Genomic DNA, 16,443 nt, shown 5'->3' with positions numbered 1-16,443 from the left:
GATATGATGAAGAAGACTGCCGCAGCCGCGCTTTCCGCGCTGCTCGCCACGACCGCCCTTGCGCAGGATGCGGGCACGCAGGGCGTCGCGCATCCGCAAGCGTGGCCGACCGCCAAGAGCCAGGGTCTGATCGACGCCGCGACCGAGGCGAAGATCACCGCACTGATGGCGAAGATGACGCTGGAGGAGAAAGTCGGGCAGATGATCCAGGCCGATATCGGCGCGATCAAGCCAGAGGACCTCAGGCAGTACCCGCTCGGCTCGATCCTGGCGGGCGGCAGCTCGCCGCCGCTCGGCAAGCCCGACCGTTCGCCGGGCGCCGACTGGGCCGCGACCGGCCGCGCGTTCGACGCGGTGGCGATGGAGAAGCGCGCCGGCCACACCGCGATCCCGCTGATCTTCGGCGTCGATGCCGTCCACGGCAACAACAACGTCGTCGGCGCTACGCTCTTCCCGCACAACATCGCACTGGGGGCGGCGCACGACCCCGACCTCATCCGCCGCATTGGCGATGCGACGGCGAAGGAAACCGCCGCCGCGGGCATCACCTGGGCATTCGGCCCGACGCTGGCGGTGCCGCAAGACGATCGCTGGGGCCGCACGTACGAGGGCTATTCGGAGGATCCGGGGATCGTGCGCAGCTATGCCGCGCCCATGATCGAGGGACTACAGGGGGCACCCGGTCGCGGCCGCATCCAGGACGGCCATGTCGCCGCGAGCGCCAAGCACTTCCTCGGCGACGGCGGGACCAAGGACGGCATCGACCAGGGCAATGACGAGATCGACGAGAAGACGCTGATCGGCATCCATTCGGCGGGGTATCCGCCCGCGATCGACGCGGGCACGATGACGGTTATGGCATCGTACAGCTCGTGGCAGGGCAGGAAGATGCACGGCAACAAGAGCCTGCTGACCGACGTGCTCAAGGGGCGGATGGGCTTTGACGGGTTCGTCGTCGGCGACTGGAACGGCCATGGCCAGATCCCCGGCTGTACCAAGGAGGACTGCGCGCAGACGTTCAACGCCGGGCTCGACATGGCGATGGCCCCGGACAGCTGGAAGGGCCTGTTCGACAACACCGTCAAACAGGCGCGCAGCGGCGTGATCCCGATGGCGCGCATCGACGACGCGGTCCGCCGCATCCTGCGCGTGAAGTTCAAGCTCGGCCTGTTCGACGCCGCGCGCCCGTACGAGAATCGTGCCGGCGTGATCGGCAGCACCGCCCACCGCGCGATCGCGCGCGAGGCGGTGCGCAAGTCGCTCGTCCTCCTCAAGAACGACGGCGTGCTGCCGCTCAAGGCCTCCGCGCGCATCCTCGTCGCGGGGACGCATGCAGACGATGTGGGGCTTCAGGCCGGCGGCTGGACGCTGAGCTGGCAGGGCGACGGCAACAAGCCCGCCGACTTCCCCAACGCCCAGTCGATCTATTCAGGCATCGCCGAGGCGGTTCGGAAGGGCGGCGGCATCACCGAACTGAACGTCGAAGGCCGGTTCACGACGAAGCCCGACGTCGCGGTCGTGGTGTTCGGCGAGATGCCCTATGCCGAGATGCGCGGCGACACCCGCACGCTGGAGTTCCAGGCGGGCGACAAGCAGGCGCTGGCGACGCTGAAGCGGCTGAAGGCGGCGGGGATCAAGGTGGTGTCGGTGTTCCTGTCGGGCCGCCCGCTCTGGGTGAACCCGGAGCTGAACCAGTCCGACGCCTTCGTCGCGGCCTGGCTGCCGGGGTCGGAGGGCGGTGGGATCGCCGACGTGCTGGTCGGCGATGCGGCGGGCAAGCCGCGCACCGACTTTACCGGGCGGCTGTCGTACAGCTGGCCCAAGACTGCGGGCCAGTTCACGCTGAATAAGGGCGCGCCCGGCTATGATCCGCTGTTCGCGCTCGGCTATGGCCTGTCCTATGCCAAGCCAGGCCGCGTGCCGAAGCTGGGCGAGGTCGCGGGCATCGACGCCAGCCTTGCCAACACCAGCCTGTTCTACACGCTCGGCCGCACGCCCGCCCCGTTCGCGTGGAAGCTCGACGGCGTTACGGCTGAGGCTGTGGATTCCGCGCGGACGCAGGAGGGTGCCTCGCGCCTTACCTTCGCGCGCGGTCGCCAAGGGACGGCGCGGATTGCCGGTCCGCAGCTCGACCTAACGCGCGAGACCAATGCCGACGTGCTGCTCCAGCTCCAGTACAAGGTTGAGGCCGCAGCTGCGGGTCCGGTCCGCCTGTCGCTGGGCAGCGGGAGCGTGAATGCGGCCGCGCTGTTCGCCGCGGGCAGCGGGTGGAAGACCGCGCGCATCCCGCTCAAATGCTTCGCCGCGGCGGGAAGCGACATGACGAAGGTCGATGTGCCGCTGGCGCTGTCGGCGACCGGCCCGTTCGCGATTGCCATCGCCGATGCGCGGCTCGTGACCGATCCCGAGGGTGCGGTCTGTCCGAAGTGAGCTGATCGACCGCAAGCGACCGCACCGTCACCCCGAACTGGTTCCTGGGTGACGGTGCGGTGGACTCCGGAGCAGGTCCGCGGTGACGGCAGATACGAAAAGGGGCGCGCCCGGATTGCCGGACGCGCCCCTTCTTTCGCGCGGCATCGGGAGCGGTCCCGAAGGACCACCCCCGCCCCCCTTTAGAAATTGCCGCGCAGGATGAACGAGAAGCGACGGTCGTTGATGAAGTAGGACCGCGGCGCCAGCTGGTCCGGATTGCCCGTGTACGCCTGGAGCGTGCGGGTCGATTCGTTGGTCAGGTTCACGCCCTGCACGCCGAGCTTGATATACTTGTTGACGTTGATGAACGCCGACGCGTCGAGCTGGCCCGTCTCGTCATTGTAGATCGACGTATACGGGAAGATCACGTCGGCCGCCGTCAGCAGGAAGCGCGAGCGCCAGTTATACGCCGCGCGCAGCGACACCGGCCCCTTTTCGTAGAACACCGTCGCGTTGACGTTGTGCTTCGAAAGCCCCTCCAGCGGCAGGTTGCCCGGCGTGATCGGCGACGCGTTCGACGGCGTGCCCCCGTTCAGGAACGAATTGGGCAAGCCCTGGCTTTCGATATACGAATAGTTGCCGTTGAAGCCGAGGCCGCTGAGCAAGCCGGGCAGGAAGTCGAACGTCTGCTGGTACGAAACCTCGACACCCTTGATCTTGCCCGTTCCGTCGAAATTGGCGGGACCGCGGATCAGCACCGGGATGGTCACGCCGTTGCTGGTGATGTTGCGGGTGATGAGCGACGAATAGAAGAAGTTGTCGACCGCCTTGTAGAAGCCGTTGACGGTGATCGAACCGACCCGCGCGAAATACCATTCGAGGGTCGCGTCGAACTGCCAGGCAGTGGCCGGCTTCAGGAACGGATTGCCCGCCGTCGCCGTGGCCGCACCCGAATTGGGGTCGGTGGTCACGCCGATGAAGTTGCGGATATTCGCAAGGTCGGGGCGCGTCAGCACCTTCGACACCGCGAACCGGGCGACGAGATCGCGCGACAGGCCGAGCTTCAGGTTGAAGCTGGGCAGGAAGTAATCATAGTCGTTGCGCGCCACGTCGCTGACCGTTTGGCCGGTCGCGAACTGCTGGAGCTGGGCATAGGCCGCAGCACCCAGATTACAGATGCCGCCCGGTCGCGACGGCGGGGTACCCGCCGGAGCGCCTTCCGGCACGCGCGGATCGCAGCGTCCTGTGAAGATCGTCTGGCCGGTGACCGGATCGATCTCCGTCCGCGTGAAGGGATCGACGATACCCAGCGCCTGCTGCGTCGGCACGCCGATCCGTCCTTCGGAGCGGATGTTCGTCGAAACGTAGCGAACGCCGATATTGCCCGACAGCCGGATGTTGCCGAACAGCGGATCGTCGGACCCGAAGTTCAGCATGGCATAGGCCGCCGCATCCTGCTGGTTCACCGGCTGGATTTCGTCGGGCAGATAGGGCGAGCCGGGGATCGCGTTGGGCCGCTCGTTGGCGGGCACCCAGCGGTTGGTCGCCGTGGCGCCGTTGGTGCCACGCCAGATGTCGTTCTGCGCCTTGAAGAACGTCGCCGACCCCTGATAGTCGTTGATGAGGTCGCCGTTGTAATAATAGCCACCCACCGGGCCCGGCGTCGCACCACGGAAGAAGTTCGGGAACGCGAAGAAGTCCGACTTCGAAGTGTCGCCCTGGTTGAACGTCACCGGCGCCCCCGACCAGACTTCGCTGATCGCGCCCCAGTTATAGGCAGAATACTTCACCGTCTGGTTGCGCTCCGAATAGCGCGCACCGAACTTGACGCGGTTCAGGAACGAGCCGTCGTCGAACTTGTACGTGAAGTCGCCCTTGATCTGATACTCCGACCCGCGCGAATCCTCGAGGTGATCCATCGCCGCGCGCCAGAACTGGAAATCGCGGTTCTGGAAATACTGCGCGTCGCTAGCCGCGACCATCGCGGGATTCGGCGTCGCCCAGCTTGCCGCCAGCGTCAGCGGCTTGTGCGGGATGACGACCGGCGTGTTGCCCGTCAGGTCGAGCTCCTGGTCGGCAAAGGTCGAGCCGAACACGCTGACGTCGAGGTTTTCACGACGCGCATAGGTGTAGTCGACGTCGAGGTTCATCGACAGCTTTTCGGTCAGCTCGTGCTTCAGGTTGAAGCCGAAGTCGCGAACCTCATTCTCCTCGAAGATCTGACGACGCGACAGTGACTGCTGGATGCCGCCGGTGGGGACCGTCGTGGTGGCCGACCCACTGGACGCCGAGCGCCAGCCGGTACCGGGCAGCGTGATATACCCCTTCTGGAACAGGCCGTCGTCGCCGAACTGATAGTTCTGCGTCGTGCCCGTCGGGCACTCGGCGCGCGTGCCGCCGTTCGGCCCGTTGGTGTTCTGAAGACAGCCATAGGGATAGGTGTTGTATTCGGACAGGTCGGGCGCGCTCTCGAACGTGCGCTCGCCCCAGGCATTGGTCGAGTGCGAGCGCAGGAACTGCGCGGCGATCTGCGTGCGCTTGTCGGTGCTTTCCCACTGGAGCGCCAGCGCCTGGCCGTCGCGCTTGCGGTCGAAGTCCTGCGTGCGGAACTGGCCGCCAATCGGCGCATAGAGCGGCCCCGCCGCCAGATCGAGGAACCCGTCGGCGCCCGCCGCCGTGCCGCCGAAGCCGCACGTGCCGGCCGGCGGCAGCGTCTGCGAATCGCCCGTTCCGGGCAGTGGATTGCGGCACTGGACGCCGCCGCCGTTGGCGCCCTGCGCGCTGCCGCCGTCGCGCGTCTGGATGTTGGTGATCTGGATGCCGTCGGCGCGGCTCTTGATCCGCGAATAGGACAGGTTGGCGAGGATACCAAACGTACCGATACCCGTCTCGAACGTGTCGCTGACGAGCAGCGAGGCGGTGGGCGTCCACTTCTTGCGGAAGTCGCCGTAATTCGCCTCGACGCCGCCGCCGATGTGGAAGCCGCGATTGTCGAAGGGCTTGCGCGTGTTGAGGTTGACCGTGCCGGCCAGACCGCCCTCGATCAGGTCGGCGGTCGCGTTCTTGTAGATCTCGACCGAGCCGAGCAGTTCGGACGGCACGTCGGCGAAATTGAGCGCCTGGCCGCCGATGCCCGCCGCGAACGCGCTGCGGCCGTTGAACTCGGAGCGGACGAAATTCAGACCGCGCACGACGACGCCCGAACCCTCGACCGAGAAGTGGTCGGGATCGTTCGACCCGGCGAAGCGGTTGATCGAGACGCCCGGCACGCGCTGAAGCGCCTCGGTCACCGAACGATCGGGCAGCGCGCCGATGTCCTGCGCGGTGATCGCGTCGACGACGGTGTCGGCGTTACGCTTGATGTTCTGCGCGTTGGCGAGGCTCTGGCGGATGCCGGTGACGACGATGTCCTGAGCGCCCGGCTCGTCCGTGGTCGCGGTCGTCGCCGACTGACCCTGCGGCGAGTCGATCGTCGGCTGCGTCGTGGCGCCGTCCTGCGGCTGGGCGGCCGGAGTCGCGTTGCCCGCGGTCCCCTGACCAGTCGCCGCGCCGGTTTGTGCCTGCGCTGGCATGGCAAGCGCGAAGGTGCAGACCGCACCCACGGAAACGCCACACTTCAACAACTTGCCGATTTCGCGCGTCTTCATTCCGCGCAGCGTCTCAGAGCCAGTAAAGGCCATGATCCTCTCCCCCCGTTAGCACCTGACATGTTGGCCATGCCTTGAATGCAACAGTAATCGTCATTTCGGGTCTTGAGCAAGCAAATTTGTTTGCGGTAACATCTTCGCGAGCCTGCATACGAAATCATGAAAATGATGTTGCCATCATGCAACATGCAGCCGTTTGCCGCGGCTTGACGCGCGCAGCATGATCGTCGAGCCAAGGTGGCGGGAGAAGGGCGTTGAGGCAGCGGCAATGACCGACGGACGCGCGCAGCGAGTCGTGATCGTGGGGGGCGGTACATCGGGCTGGATGGCGGCGGCGGCACTCGCGCGCCTGCTGCCGAAACGCTGCTCAATCCACCTCGTCGAATCTGAAGCGATCGGGATCGTCGGCGTGGGCGAGGCGACGCTGCCGCACATCCGCCATTTCAACGAACGGCTGGGGATCGCCGAAGCCGACTTCATGCGCTGGACCCGCGCGACGTTCAAACTCGGCATCGAGTTTCGCGACTGGGGGCGGGTCGGCGACAGCTATGTCCACCCGTTCGGCACGTTCGGGCGCGGGCATGGCGAGGTCGATTTCCACCACTATTGGACGCGCGCCCGGCTGGAGGGGCGCGACGTGCCGCCGCTCGAGCAATTCTCGGTCGCGTGCATGATGGCGCGGATGGGCAAGTTCGCGCCGCCCGGCGATCCCGCGAGCCTCGCCGGCACCTTCGGCTATGCCTATCAGTTCGATGCGGTGCTCTTCGCCCCCTATCTGCGCGCGATCGCCGAGGGGATGGGTGCGACGCGGACGGAGGGCCGCGTGGTCGACGTCGAGCTCGACGGCGAGCGTGGCGATATCCGCGCGGTTGTGCTGGAGGGGGGCAATCGGATCGAGGGCGACCTGTTCGTCGACTGCTCGGGCTTTCGCTCGCTTCTCCTGGGCGAGGCGCTCGGCGAGCCGTTCCAGGACTGGTCGCGCTGGCTGCCCGCCGACCGGGCGGCGGCGATGCCGTGCCGGACACGCACCGACGTGACGCCCTATACCAGCGCGATCGCGATGCCCGCGGGCTGGCGCTGGCGCATCCCGCTCCAGCACCGCACCGGCAACGGCTATGTCTATTCGAGCGCGTTCGTGTCGGACGACGAGGCCGCATCCGCGATCGAGGCGGCGGTCGAGGGCGAGCCGATGGCCTCCCCCCGCCTCCTCCGTTTCCGCGCGGGGCGGCGCGAGCGCAGCTGGGTGCGCAACTGCGTCGCGGTCGGGCTGGCGAGCGGGTTCCTGGAGCCGCTTGAGTCGACGAGCATCTACCTCGTCCAGCAGGCGATCACCGCGCTGGTCGAACTGTGGCCGGAGAACGATATTGCCGATGCCGACCGGGACGAGTTCAACCGGATCATCGACCTCGAATATGACCGGATCCGTGACTTCCTGATCCTCCATTATCACGCGACCGAGCGGGACGATTCGGACTTCTGGAACTATGTCCGCACGATGCCGATCCCCGACAGCCTTGCCGAGAAGATCGAGCTGTTTCGCCGCCGTGGGCGCATCGTGAAGTATCGCGAGGGCGTGTTCCTCGATGCCAGTTGGGTCGCGGTCTATCTCGGCCAGCGCGTTGTGCCCGAGGGGTTCGATCCGCGCGCCGGGCTACCCACCGACGCTGATTTGCTGCGCAGCATGGCCGCGCTCAGGCAGGAGGTTTCGGCGACCGCGGCGGCGATGCCGGGGCATCTCGATTTCATACACCGCTATTGCCCGATGGCGGAAGCGGCGTGAGCGGCGAGCCGATGCAGTCGGTCGTCGTTGCGGGGGGCGGCATCACCGGCTGGGCGGCGGCGGCGGCACTAAAGCGGTGTCTGCCGCATCTGGACGTTACGGTGCTGCCGATCCAGCCGCCTGCGGATGCCTTTGCCGACCGGCTGCCGGCGACGCTGCCGTCCGTGCTCGCCTTTCACGGCGACCTCGGCCTGTCGGAGGCGGACGCGATCGTCCGCACGCGCGCGGCGTTCAGGCTGGGGACGCGCTTCGTCGGCTGGGCCGAGGGGCTGCCCGACTATGTCCACAGCTATGGCGCGCACGGACAGGCGATCGCGGGGTCGGCCTTTCACCAGCACTGGCTGCGCACCGGCGACGCGCCGTTCGATCGCTACGCCCCCGCCGCGGCGCTGGGGCGCGAGGGGCGCTTCCTGCTGCCCGGCGAGCCGCCGGTGGACTTGTATGAATACGGCCTCGTCCTCGACCTGTCCGCTCAGGCCGCGATGCTGCGTGCCTTTGCCCGGCACCTCGGCGTGCGAGAGGCGGTGAGCGAACTGAGAAGCGTGCGTCACCGCGCGGACGGCTTCGTCGAGGCGATCGAGACCGGCGCCGGGCCGCTTGTCGCCGACCTGTTCGTCGATGCGACCGGGCCCGCCGCGACGCTACGCTCGGCGGTCGGGGGAGACCGCACCGACTGGCAACGCTGGCTGCCCTGCGACCGGCTGGCGATTGATGCAGCACCGACGGCGGCGCCGCCGGCCTCGCTCGATATGGTCGAGGCCATCGATGCGGGCTGGCGCTTCCGCATCGAGGGCGCCGTGCAGACCACCACCGGCGCCTGCTGGTCGAGCGCGCATGATCCCCGCCCCGGCGGCATCGCCTTTGCCGCGGGCAGCCATGCCGAGCCCTGGGCGAAGAACGTCGTCGCGATCGGCGATGCGGCGACGATGGTTGAGCCGCTCGAATGGACCAACCTCCATCTGGCGCTGAGCGGCATCGACCGGCTGGTGACGATGATGCCGGGCCGAGACTGCGCGCCGGTCGAGATCGCCGAGTTCAACCGGCAGGCGCGCGACGAGGCGGCGCGGGTCCGCGACTTCCTTCTCCTCCATTACGTCACCACACGCCGGCCCGAGCCGTTCTGGCGCGACATGGCGGCGGTCGAGCTGCCCGACACGCTCGCGCACACGCTGACGCAGTTCGCCGAGCGCGGCCGCCTGCCCTTCTATGAGGAGGAGACGTTCGCGCGCGACTCATGGCTTGCGGTGCTGCTCGGGCAAGGCGTGCGTCCGCGCCGGATCGACCCGATGGTCGAGGCAATCGACCCCGCACCGATCGCGGCCGGCATGGCCCGCCATCGCGACGCCCTGGCCGCCGCCGCCGCGCGCGCCCCCACGCATGCCGCCTTCCTTCAGGCGCTCCACCGACAGGTCCTTTCATGAACGAGCATACCATCCGCAACGTCGTCATCGTCGGCGGCGGCACCGCCGGCTGGATGGCGGCGGCGGCGTTCTCGCGCTTTCTCGCCAACGGCGTCACGCGGATCACGCTGGTCGAATCGGACGAGATCGGCACCGTGGGCGTGGGCGAGGCGACGATCCCGCCGATCCTCACCTTCAACCGGATGCTCGGCATCGATGAGGGCGAGTTCCTTCGCGAAACCGCGGGCACGTTCAAGCTGGGCATCGAGTTCGTCGACTGGGGTGGCCTCGGCGAGCGCTATTTCCATCCCTTCGGTTTCCACGGCCGCGACCTTCAGGGCGTGCATTTCCATCAGCTCTGGCTGCGCGAGCGGGCGCGCCGGCAGATCCCTGACATTTCGGCCTGGTCGATGAGCGCGGTCGCGGCGGGCGCGGGGAAGTTCGGCCGCCCGTCGCCCGATGCGAAGTCGGCGGTCAAGGAACTGCTCTACGCCTTCCACTTCGACGCGGGTCGCTATGCCGCGTTCCTGCGCCGCTATGCCGAGCGCGGCGGCGTCACCCGGATCGAGGGGAAGATCGAGGCGGTCGAGACGCGGCCCGCCGACGGCCATGTCGCGTCGGTGACGCTGGCGGACGGCCAGCGGATCGAGGGCGATCTGTTCGTCGATTGTTCGGGCTTTCGCGGGCTGCTGATCGAGGAGGCGCTCGGCACCGGATATGACGACTGGACGCGCTGGCTGCCCGCCGATCGCGCCGTCGCGGTGCCATGCGCGCTGCCGGGCGAGCCCGATCCCTTCACGCGCGCCACCGCCCGCGGGTCGGGCTGGCAATGGCGCATCCCGCTCCAGCACCGGATGGGCAACGGCCTCGTCTATTCGAGCAAGTTCATGGACGACGACGCGGCGGAGGCGGAACTGCTGGCCAACCTGGAGGGCGAGCCGCTTGCAGACCCGCGCCGCATCCGCTTCACCACCGGGCGGCGGCGGCAATGCTGGAACCGGAACGTCGTCGCGCTCGGCCTGTCGAGCGGGTTCATCGAGCCGCTGGAATCCACCTCGATCCATTTCATCCAGTCGGGCATCGCGCGGCTGATCGCGCTGTTCCCCGACCTGCGCTTCGACCCCATCGAACGCGACGAATACAACCGCCAGATGCGCGACCTGTATGAGGACGTGCGCGATTTCGTGGTGCTGCACTACAAAGCGACGCGGCGCAGCGACACGCCCTTCTGGAACCATTGCCGCACGATGGACGTGCCCGACAGCCTCAACCGCAAGATCGACCTGTTCGGCGCCAAGGGCCGGCTGTTCCGCGAGGGGCAGGAGCTGTTTGCGACGACGAGCTGGGTTGCCGTATGCCTGGGCCAGCATATCGTGCCCGAAACGCACGAGCCCGCCGCCGACGCCCTTGACGAGGAGAAGGTCGCCGCGGCGCTGGCGCAAATGTACGAGGAATATCAAGCCGTGGCCCAGCGCCTGCCCACCCATGCCGAGTTCATCGAAAAGAGCGGCGCCGCCTCCCCGCTCGCCGCGCCTAAGCCCGTCGAACCCGCGCTCCCGACCTTTTCGTTCGAGAACGAGACCCCGTTTGCCGACCGGAACTTCAGCCTGTGAGGGACGAGGCGATCCGCAAGGTCGTGATCGTCGGCGGCGGCACCGCGGGCTGGATGACCGCGGCGGGCATCTCGCGCGTCGTGGGCGAACTGCCGGGCCTTGAGATCGAGCTGGTCGAATCGGAGGAGATCGGCACCGTCGGCGTGGGCGAGGCGACGATCCCGCAGATCTGCCTCTACAACGCGATGCTCGGCTTCGACGAGGCCGAGTTCGTGCGCGAAACGCACGCGACCTACAAGCTCGGCATCGAGTTCGTCGACTGGACGCGGATCGGCCACCGATACGTCCACCCATTCGGCTTCTACGGCATCGACATGGGCGGCATCCAGTTCCACCATCACTGGCTGAAGGCGCGGATGCTGGGCGACCGCACGCCGCTCGACGCCTATTCGCTGAGCTGCGTCGCGGGACAGGCGGGCAAGTTCGCGCATCCCCGCCCCGACCAGCCCAATTCGCCCTTGTCGAAGATCGGCTACGCGTTCCAGTTCGATGCTGCGCTCTATGCCCGCTACCTACGCAAGCTCGCGGAGCGCTGGGGCGTCAAACGCACCGAGGGGCGGATCGTCGATGTGGTGAAGGATGGGACAAGCGGCCACGTCACCGCCGTCGTCCTCGCCGATGGCCGCCGGGTCGAGGGCGAGTTGTTCGTCGACAGCTCCGGCTTTCGCGGGCTCCTTATCGACGGCGCGATGGGCGCGGGGTTCGAGGATTGGTCGAGCTGGCTCCCCTGCGACCGCGCACTGGCTGTCCCGTGCGAGTCGAGCGGCGACCGCCTGCCGATCACCCGCGCCACCGCGCGCCCCGCGGGCTGGCAATGGCGCATCCCGCTCCAGCACCGCACCGGCAACGGCTACGTCTATTCGAGCGCGCATGTGTCGGATGACGAGGCGGCGGCGACACTGCTCGCCAATCTCGACGGCGCCCCGCTCGCCGAACCGCGCCCGCTCCGCTTCAAGGCGGGCCACCGGCGCGAGGCGTGGAAGGGAAACGTCGTCTCGCTCGGGCTGGCCGGCGGGTTCCTCGAACCGCTCGAATCGACCAGCATCCACCTCGTCCAGTCGGGCATCGCGCGGCTGATGACGCTGTGGCCGACGAAGGCCTTCGATCCGGTCGAGATTGCGCGGTTCAATGCGGAGACGGCGCAGGAATATGTCGATATCCGCGACTTCCTGATCCTTCATTATACCGCGACCGAGCGCGACGACACGCCGTTCTGGGACTATTGCCGCACGCTGACCCCGCCCGAGGGGCTCGCCTACAAGCTCGACATGTTCCGGCGGAACGGCCGCATCTTTCGCGAGCATGAGGAGCTGTTCACCGAGACGAGCTGGCTGTCGGTGATGGCGGGCCAGGGGATCGAGCCGCAGGGCTATCACCCCGTCGCCGATCTGTTTCCCGATGCCGAGACGCTCGATCGCCTTCGCCACATCCGCGAGGTGGTGGCACAGACCGCGGCGGCGATGCCCGAGCATGAGGGGTTCCTGCGCCGCATCGGCTGCGACCTGACGCCGCTCCGGCGCGCGTCGTGACCGCCCTGCCCACGCCCGCGCCGATCAGCGAGGTCGCGGGGCTGACGCGCTCGGCGTTCGATGCCGAGGTGCGGCCCGCAGGCGAGCCGGTGGTCATCCGCGGGCTCGGCGGCGACTGGCCGGTGGTGCACGCGGCGCGGGCGGGGGACGAGGCGCTGGTCGCCTATCTCAAGCGGTTCAGCCACGAGCGGCCCGTCAACGCGATCGTCGGCGCGCCCGAGATCGAGGGGCGGTTCGGCTATACCGACGACCTCACCGCGCTCAACTTCAACCGCGGCCAGTCGCCGCTTGCCCCGTTCCTTGACCGGCTGCTGCGGGACCGGGAGCACCCCCGCCCCTATGCGATGGCGGTCCAGTCGATCCCCGCCGCCGATCTGGTGCCGGGGTTCGAGCGCGAGAACGGGCACGATCTGGTCGATGCGTCGGTCGTGCCGCGGCTGTGGCTGGGTAACGCGATCCGCGTGGCGACGCATTACGATTTGCAGGAGAATGTCGGCGTCGTCGTCGCCGGCCGCCGCCGGTTCACGCTGTTCCCACCCGAACAGGTCGCGAACCTCTATATGGGGCCGCTCGAACTGACGCCCGCGGGTACGCCCGTCAGCCTGGTCGATCCGGCCGCCCCCGACCTCGACCGCTTCCCGCGCTTTGCCGAGGCGGCGCGGACCGCGAGGGTTGCGACGCTGGAGCCGGGCGATGCGATCTACATCCCCTTTCACTGGTGGCACGCTGTCGACTCGCTGGGGCCGGTCAACATCCTGATGAACTGGTGGTGGAGCTCGGCCGCGAAGCCGCCCGCCGCCGCCTATGACGCGCTTCTCCATTCGCTGCTCGCGCTCGGCTCGCTGCCGGACGACCAGCGTGCGGCGTGGCGGACGATGTTCGACCATCTCGTCTTCCGCCCCGACCGCGATCCGGCCGCGCATCTGCCGGAGAACGTGCGCGGCGTCCTCGGCGACATCGACGACGAGCTGGCCGCGCGCATCCGCCAGACACTGGCCCACCAGCTGACCCAACCCACCTGAGGAGCGATTGCCAATGATCCCGTTCGCGAGCATTGCTCTGTTAGCGGTAGCGGCACAATCTCCGCCGCCTGCGATCCATCTCAATCAGATCGGCTTTCTGCCCGACGGTCCCAAGCGCGCGATCGTCGCGACCAACAGCGATGCCCCACTCGACTGGCGCGTCGTCGATACCGCGGGCAAGGTCGTGGCCAGCGGCCGCACCCAGCCCGGCGGCACGGACGAAGCCTCGGGCGACCGCGTCCAGATCGTCGATTTCAGCACGCTTGCCGCACCCGGCGAATACCGCCTCGCCATCGCCGGAGCGGAAAGCCGCTCCTTCGCGATCCGGCCCGGCCTGTACGGGCCGCTGGCGAAGGGCGCACTCAACTTCTTCTACCAGCAGCGCGCCGGGGTCCCGATCGAGGCGCGCTATGCCGGCGGCGATCGCTGGGCGCGTCCCGCCGGGCATCCGCGTGAGGTGGCCACGTGCTTCAAGGGCAGGGATCCGCGCGGCACCGACTGGCCGGGCTGCGCCGATCCAGTCGACGTGACCGGCGGCTGGTACGACGCGGGCGACCACGGCAAATACGTCGTCAACGGCGGCATCGCGGTCTGGACGCTCCTGAATCTCCACGAAGTCACCGGCGCGTTTCCCGACAAGAGCGCCGCGCTGCCAGAGGCGGGAAACGGCGTCTCCGACCTGCTCGACGAAGCGCGCTATGAACTGGAGTTCCTCCTGAAGATGCAGGTGCCGGAGGGGACGCGGACGCCGCTGCCGATCGGGCACCAGCGCGGCGGCGGCGCGATGAACCCGACGATGGTCGATGCCGGCGGCATGGCGCATCACAAGATCGCCGACGCCAACTGGACCGGCCTGCCGATGCGCCCCGCCGACGATCGCGAGGCGCGGCTCCTCTATCCGCCGAGCACTGCGGCCACGCTCAACCTCGCCGCCGTCGCGGCACAGGGCGCGCGCATCTGGGCCAAGATCGACCCCGCCTTCGCCGCGAAATGCCTCGACGCCGCCAAGCGCGCCTTCGCCGCGGCCGAGCGAAACCCGGAGGTCTATGCCGCCACCGCCTTTACCGGCAGCGGCAGTTACGGCGACGGCGACGTGTCGGACGAGCTGTTCTGGACTGCGGCGGAGCTGTTCGCGACCACCGGCGACCCGGCCTATCGCACTGCCCTCACTCGGTCGCCACACTGGAACGACACGCCCGACCGCGAGCCGAGTTGGGGCGGCACCGCCACGCTCGGCACGATCACGCTGGCGACGCTGCCCGGCATCGACCCGGCAATCGGCACTCACGAGCGGACGCGCATCACCGCGCTCGCCGACCGCTTCCTCGCCGACCGCGACCGGGCGGGCTATCGCCTGCCATATGGCGGCACGCGCTATCCGTGGGGATCGAACGGCGCGATCCTCAACCGCGGGGTGGTGCTGGGCGCCGCGCATAAGGTGACGGGCGACGCGAAGTACCGGGCGGGCATGATCGACGCGGCCGACTATGTGCTCGGTCGCAACCCGATCAACCAGAGCTACGTCGCCGGCTTCGGGTGGAAGCCGCTCGCCAACCCGCACCACCGCTTCTGGGCGCCCAGCCTCGACCCTTCGCTACCCGGCCCGCCGCCGGGGACGCTGTCGGGCGGCGCGAACAACACCGCCTTTGCCGACCCGGTCGCCAGGCAGAGCGAGGGCAAGTGCGCGGCGCAGCGTTGCTATGCCGACGACGTGCGCGCCTTTGCCTGGAACGAGGTCGCGGTGAACTGGAACGCGCCGCTGGTCTGGGTGGCGGCTTATCTGGACCGCCCCGCGGCTCAGTGAAGCGTCGGGGCTTCCGCGCCGTCGTCGCCCAGGAACGCGATCAGCCGGCCGATCTGGCGCCACCGGCAAAAGGCGATGTGATTGCCGATGTCGCGGCTGCGCGCGGCCCGCGCATTGGCTTCGTTTTCGGCATCCCCGCCCAGGCTCGCGATCAATTGTTCGGCATCGCGAAGCGCGGCCGCATCGGGCAGGTAAAAGCTCGTCATGCTCGCCACATACCAAGACGCGTGCCAACCACCAGCCACGACGGTTACGCGCGCGATACGAAAGTTAACGGCTCAGATGGCCCCGTCCCCCGCCGGGACCGCCGTGCCGGGGCGGGACGGGTGGCGTCCCGCGGCGGGACGTGGCAAGGCGCTCGCCATGGCTGATCCCCGACGAAATCGCGGCCCCGTGGCGGGCGGTGGCATCCTCGCGCTGACGATCCTTGGTGGGTCGGCGATCGGTGTCGCGCTGCGTCAGCCGTCGCTCGGCCTTATCGGTGGTATCGTCGTCGGCGCGGTCATCTCGCTACTCATCTGGCGGCGCGACCGCCGGTCATAACGTCCGGCTGACCCAGACGACGCGGCCGATAATCGCCGCGCGATCCGCCGCCACTTCGCCCGGCGACGGGGCCTCCGGGTTGTCGCTGGTGACGACCAGCCCGCCAGCGTCACGCGCGACGCGCTTGACCATCAGCACGTCATCGAGGCGCAGGACATAGACCCCGCCCTTCCCCCGCACCGCCGTCTGGCCCGCATCGACGAGGATGTCGTCGCCCGGCCATAACGTCGGCACCATCGAGTCGCCCGCGACCCGGATCATCGAGGCGTCGGCGGCCCGCACCCCCAGCCCCGCGAGCGTTTCGGGCGGCAGCATCAGCGCGGCTCGCGGCGCCTCGATCTCGGCAATGCCCCCCGGCCCCGCCGATGCGGCAAGGTCGAAGCGCGCGACCGCGACCGTTCCGGGACCCCGCCCGCCCAGCGCCGCCTCCTCGATGCCGAGGAATGCTGCGATCGTCTCGCGGTCCCGCTCGTCCAATCGCCGCGGCGATCCGCGCGTCACGTGCTGCTGGATATAGGCCGCATTGCGCCCGATCAGCCGCGACAGCCGCGACAGGCTCACCCCCCGCTCCCCAGCGATCCGCGCCAGCGCCGCCCTCGGATCCTCGATCATCATGACCGACCCATAGGCATAGGATTTTTCCTAGACAAGTTGGAAATGAGAACAGAAATAGAACAAATGAGTCGGGAACGG

11 protein-coding genes are annotated in these 16,443 nt (G+C 68.4%); 8 read left to right on the top strand and 3 right to left on the bottom strand.

Going from position 1 to position 16,443, the window contains the following annotated elements:
- The first annotated feature begins 6 nt into the window (after positions 1-6).
- Positions 7-2,430: a glycoside hydrolase family 3 protein gene (locus tag FHR19_RS09370; RefSeq protein WP_425505957.1), complete on the top strand. Its 2,424-nt coding sequence runs from the start codon at positions 7-9 to the stop codon at positions 2,428-2,430.
- A 182-nt stretch (positions 2,431-2,612) separates the two neighbouring features.
- Here the strand turns inward: FHR19_RS09370 and FHR19_RS09365 are convergent, their stop codons facing one another.
- Complete coding sequence (locus FHR19_RS09365) at positions 2,613-5,984, bottom strand: TonB-dependent receptor (RefSeq protein ID WP_184027333.1); 3,372 nt, start codon at positions 5,982-5,984, stop codon at positions 2,613-2,615.
- 343 nt (positions 5,985-6,327) lie between these two features.
- On the opposite strand from FHR19_RS09365, the gene FHR19_RS09360 reads away from it, so the two are divergent.
- Genes FHR19_RS09360 through FHR19_RS09335 form a run of 6 tightly spaced genes read left to right on the top strand, consistent with a single transcriptional unit; the run spans position 6,328 to position 15,207 of the window.
- Entirely contained in the window at positions 6,328-7,839 is a 1,512-nt protein-coding gene (locus FHR19_RS09360) for a tryptophan halogenase family protein (protein ID WP_184027331.1), read from the top strand.
- Positions 7,836-9,260: a tryptophan 7-halogenase gene (locus FHR19_RS09355; protein ID WP_343053223.1), complete on the top strand. Its 1,425-nt coding sequence runs from the start codon at positions 7,836-7,838 to the stop codon at positions 9,258-9,260. Before FHR19_RS09360 ends, FHR19_RS09355 begins: the two co-directional genes overlap by 4 nt.
- Complete coding sequence (locus tag FHR19_RS09350; RefSeq protein ID WP_184027326.1) at positions 9,257-10,852, top strand: tryptophan halogenase family protein; 1,596 nt, start codon at positions 9,257-9,259, stop codon at positions 10,850-10,852. The genes FHR19_RS09355 and FHR19_RS09350 overlap by 4 nt, the downstream gene beginning before the upstream one ends.
- Entirely contained in the window at positions 10,849-12,381 is a 1,533-nt protein-coding gene (locus FHR19_RS09345; RefSeq protein WP_184027324.1) for a tryptophan 7-halogenase, read from the top strand. Before FHR19_RS09350 ends, FHR19_RS09345 begins: the two co-directional genes overlap by 4 nt.
- Positions 12,378-13,403: a cupin-like domain-containing protein gene (locus tag FHR19_RS09340; protein ID WP_184027322.1), complete on the top strand. Its 1,026-nt coding sequence runs from the start codon at positions 12,378-12,380 to the stop codon at positions 13,401-13,403. Before FHR19_RS09345 ends, FHR19_RS09340 begins: the two co-directional genes overlap by 4 nt.
- 13 nt (positions 13,404-13,416) lie before the next feature.
- Positions 13,417-15,207: a glycoside hydrolase family 9 protein gene (locus FHR19_RS09335; RefSeq protein WP_184027320.1), complete on the top strand. Its 1,791-nt coding sequence runs from the start codon at positions 13,417-13,419 to the stop codon at positions 15,205-15,207.
- Here the strand turns inward: FHR19_RS09335 and FHR19_RS09330 are convergent.
- Complete coding sequence (locus tag FHR19_RS09330) at positions 15,201-15,413, bottom strand: hypothetical protein (protein ID WP_184027317.1); 213 nt, start codon at positions 15,411-15,413, stop codon at positions 15,201-15,203. The genes FHR19_RS09335 and FHR19_RS09330 overlap by 7 nt on opposite strands.
- A 157-nt stretch (positions 15,414-15,570) precedes the next feature.
- Here FHR19_RS09330 and FHR19_RS09325 point away from each other — a divergent pair, with 157 nt between their 5' ends.
- Positions 15,571-15,750: a hypothetical protein gene (locus FHR19_RS09325; protein ID WP_184027315.1), complete on the top strand. Its 180-nt coding sequence runs from the start codon at positions 15,571-15,573 to the stop codon at positions 15,748-15,750.
- Here the strand turns inward: FHR19_RS09325 and FHR19_RS09320 are convergent.
- The gene (locus tag FHR19_RS09320; protein WP_184027312.1) at positions 15,745-16,365 is read right to left on the bottom strand and encodes a S24 family peptidase; all 621 of its coding nucleotides are present in this window, start codon (positions 16,363-16,365) and stop codon (positions 15,745-15,747) included. The genes FHR19_RS09325 and FHR19_RS09320 overlap by 6 nt on opposite strands.
- Positions 16,366-16,443 lie beyond the last annotated feature (78 nt).

Origin of the sequence: Sphingomonas yantingensis, assembly GCF_014199325.1 — a bacterium.
Lineage (GTDB): Bacteria > Pseudomonadota > Alphaproteobacteria > Sphingomonadales > Sphingomonadaceae > Sphingomonas > Sphingomonas yantingensis.
The sequence above is the reverse complement of the archived record's forward strand: the minus strand, read 5'-3'. Positions and strand labels throughout refer to the sequence as shown.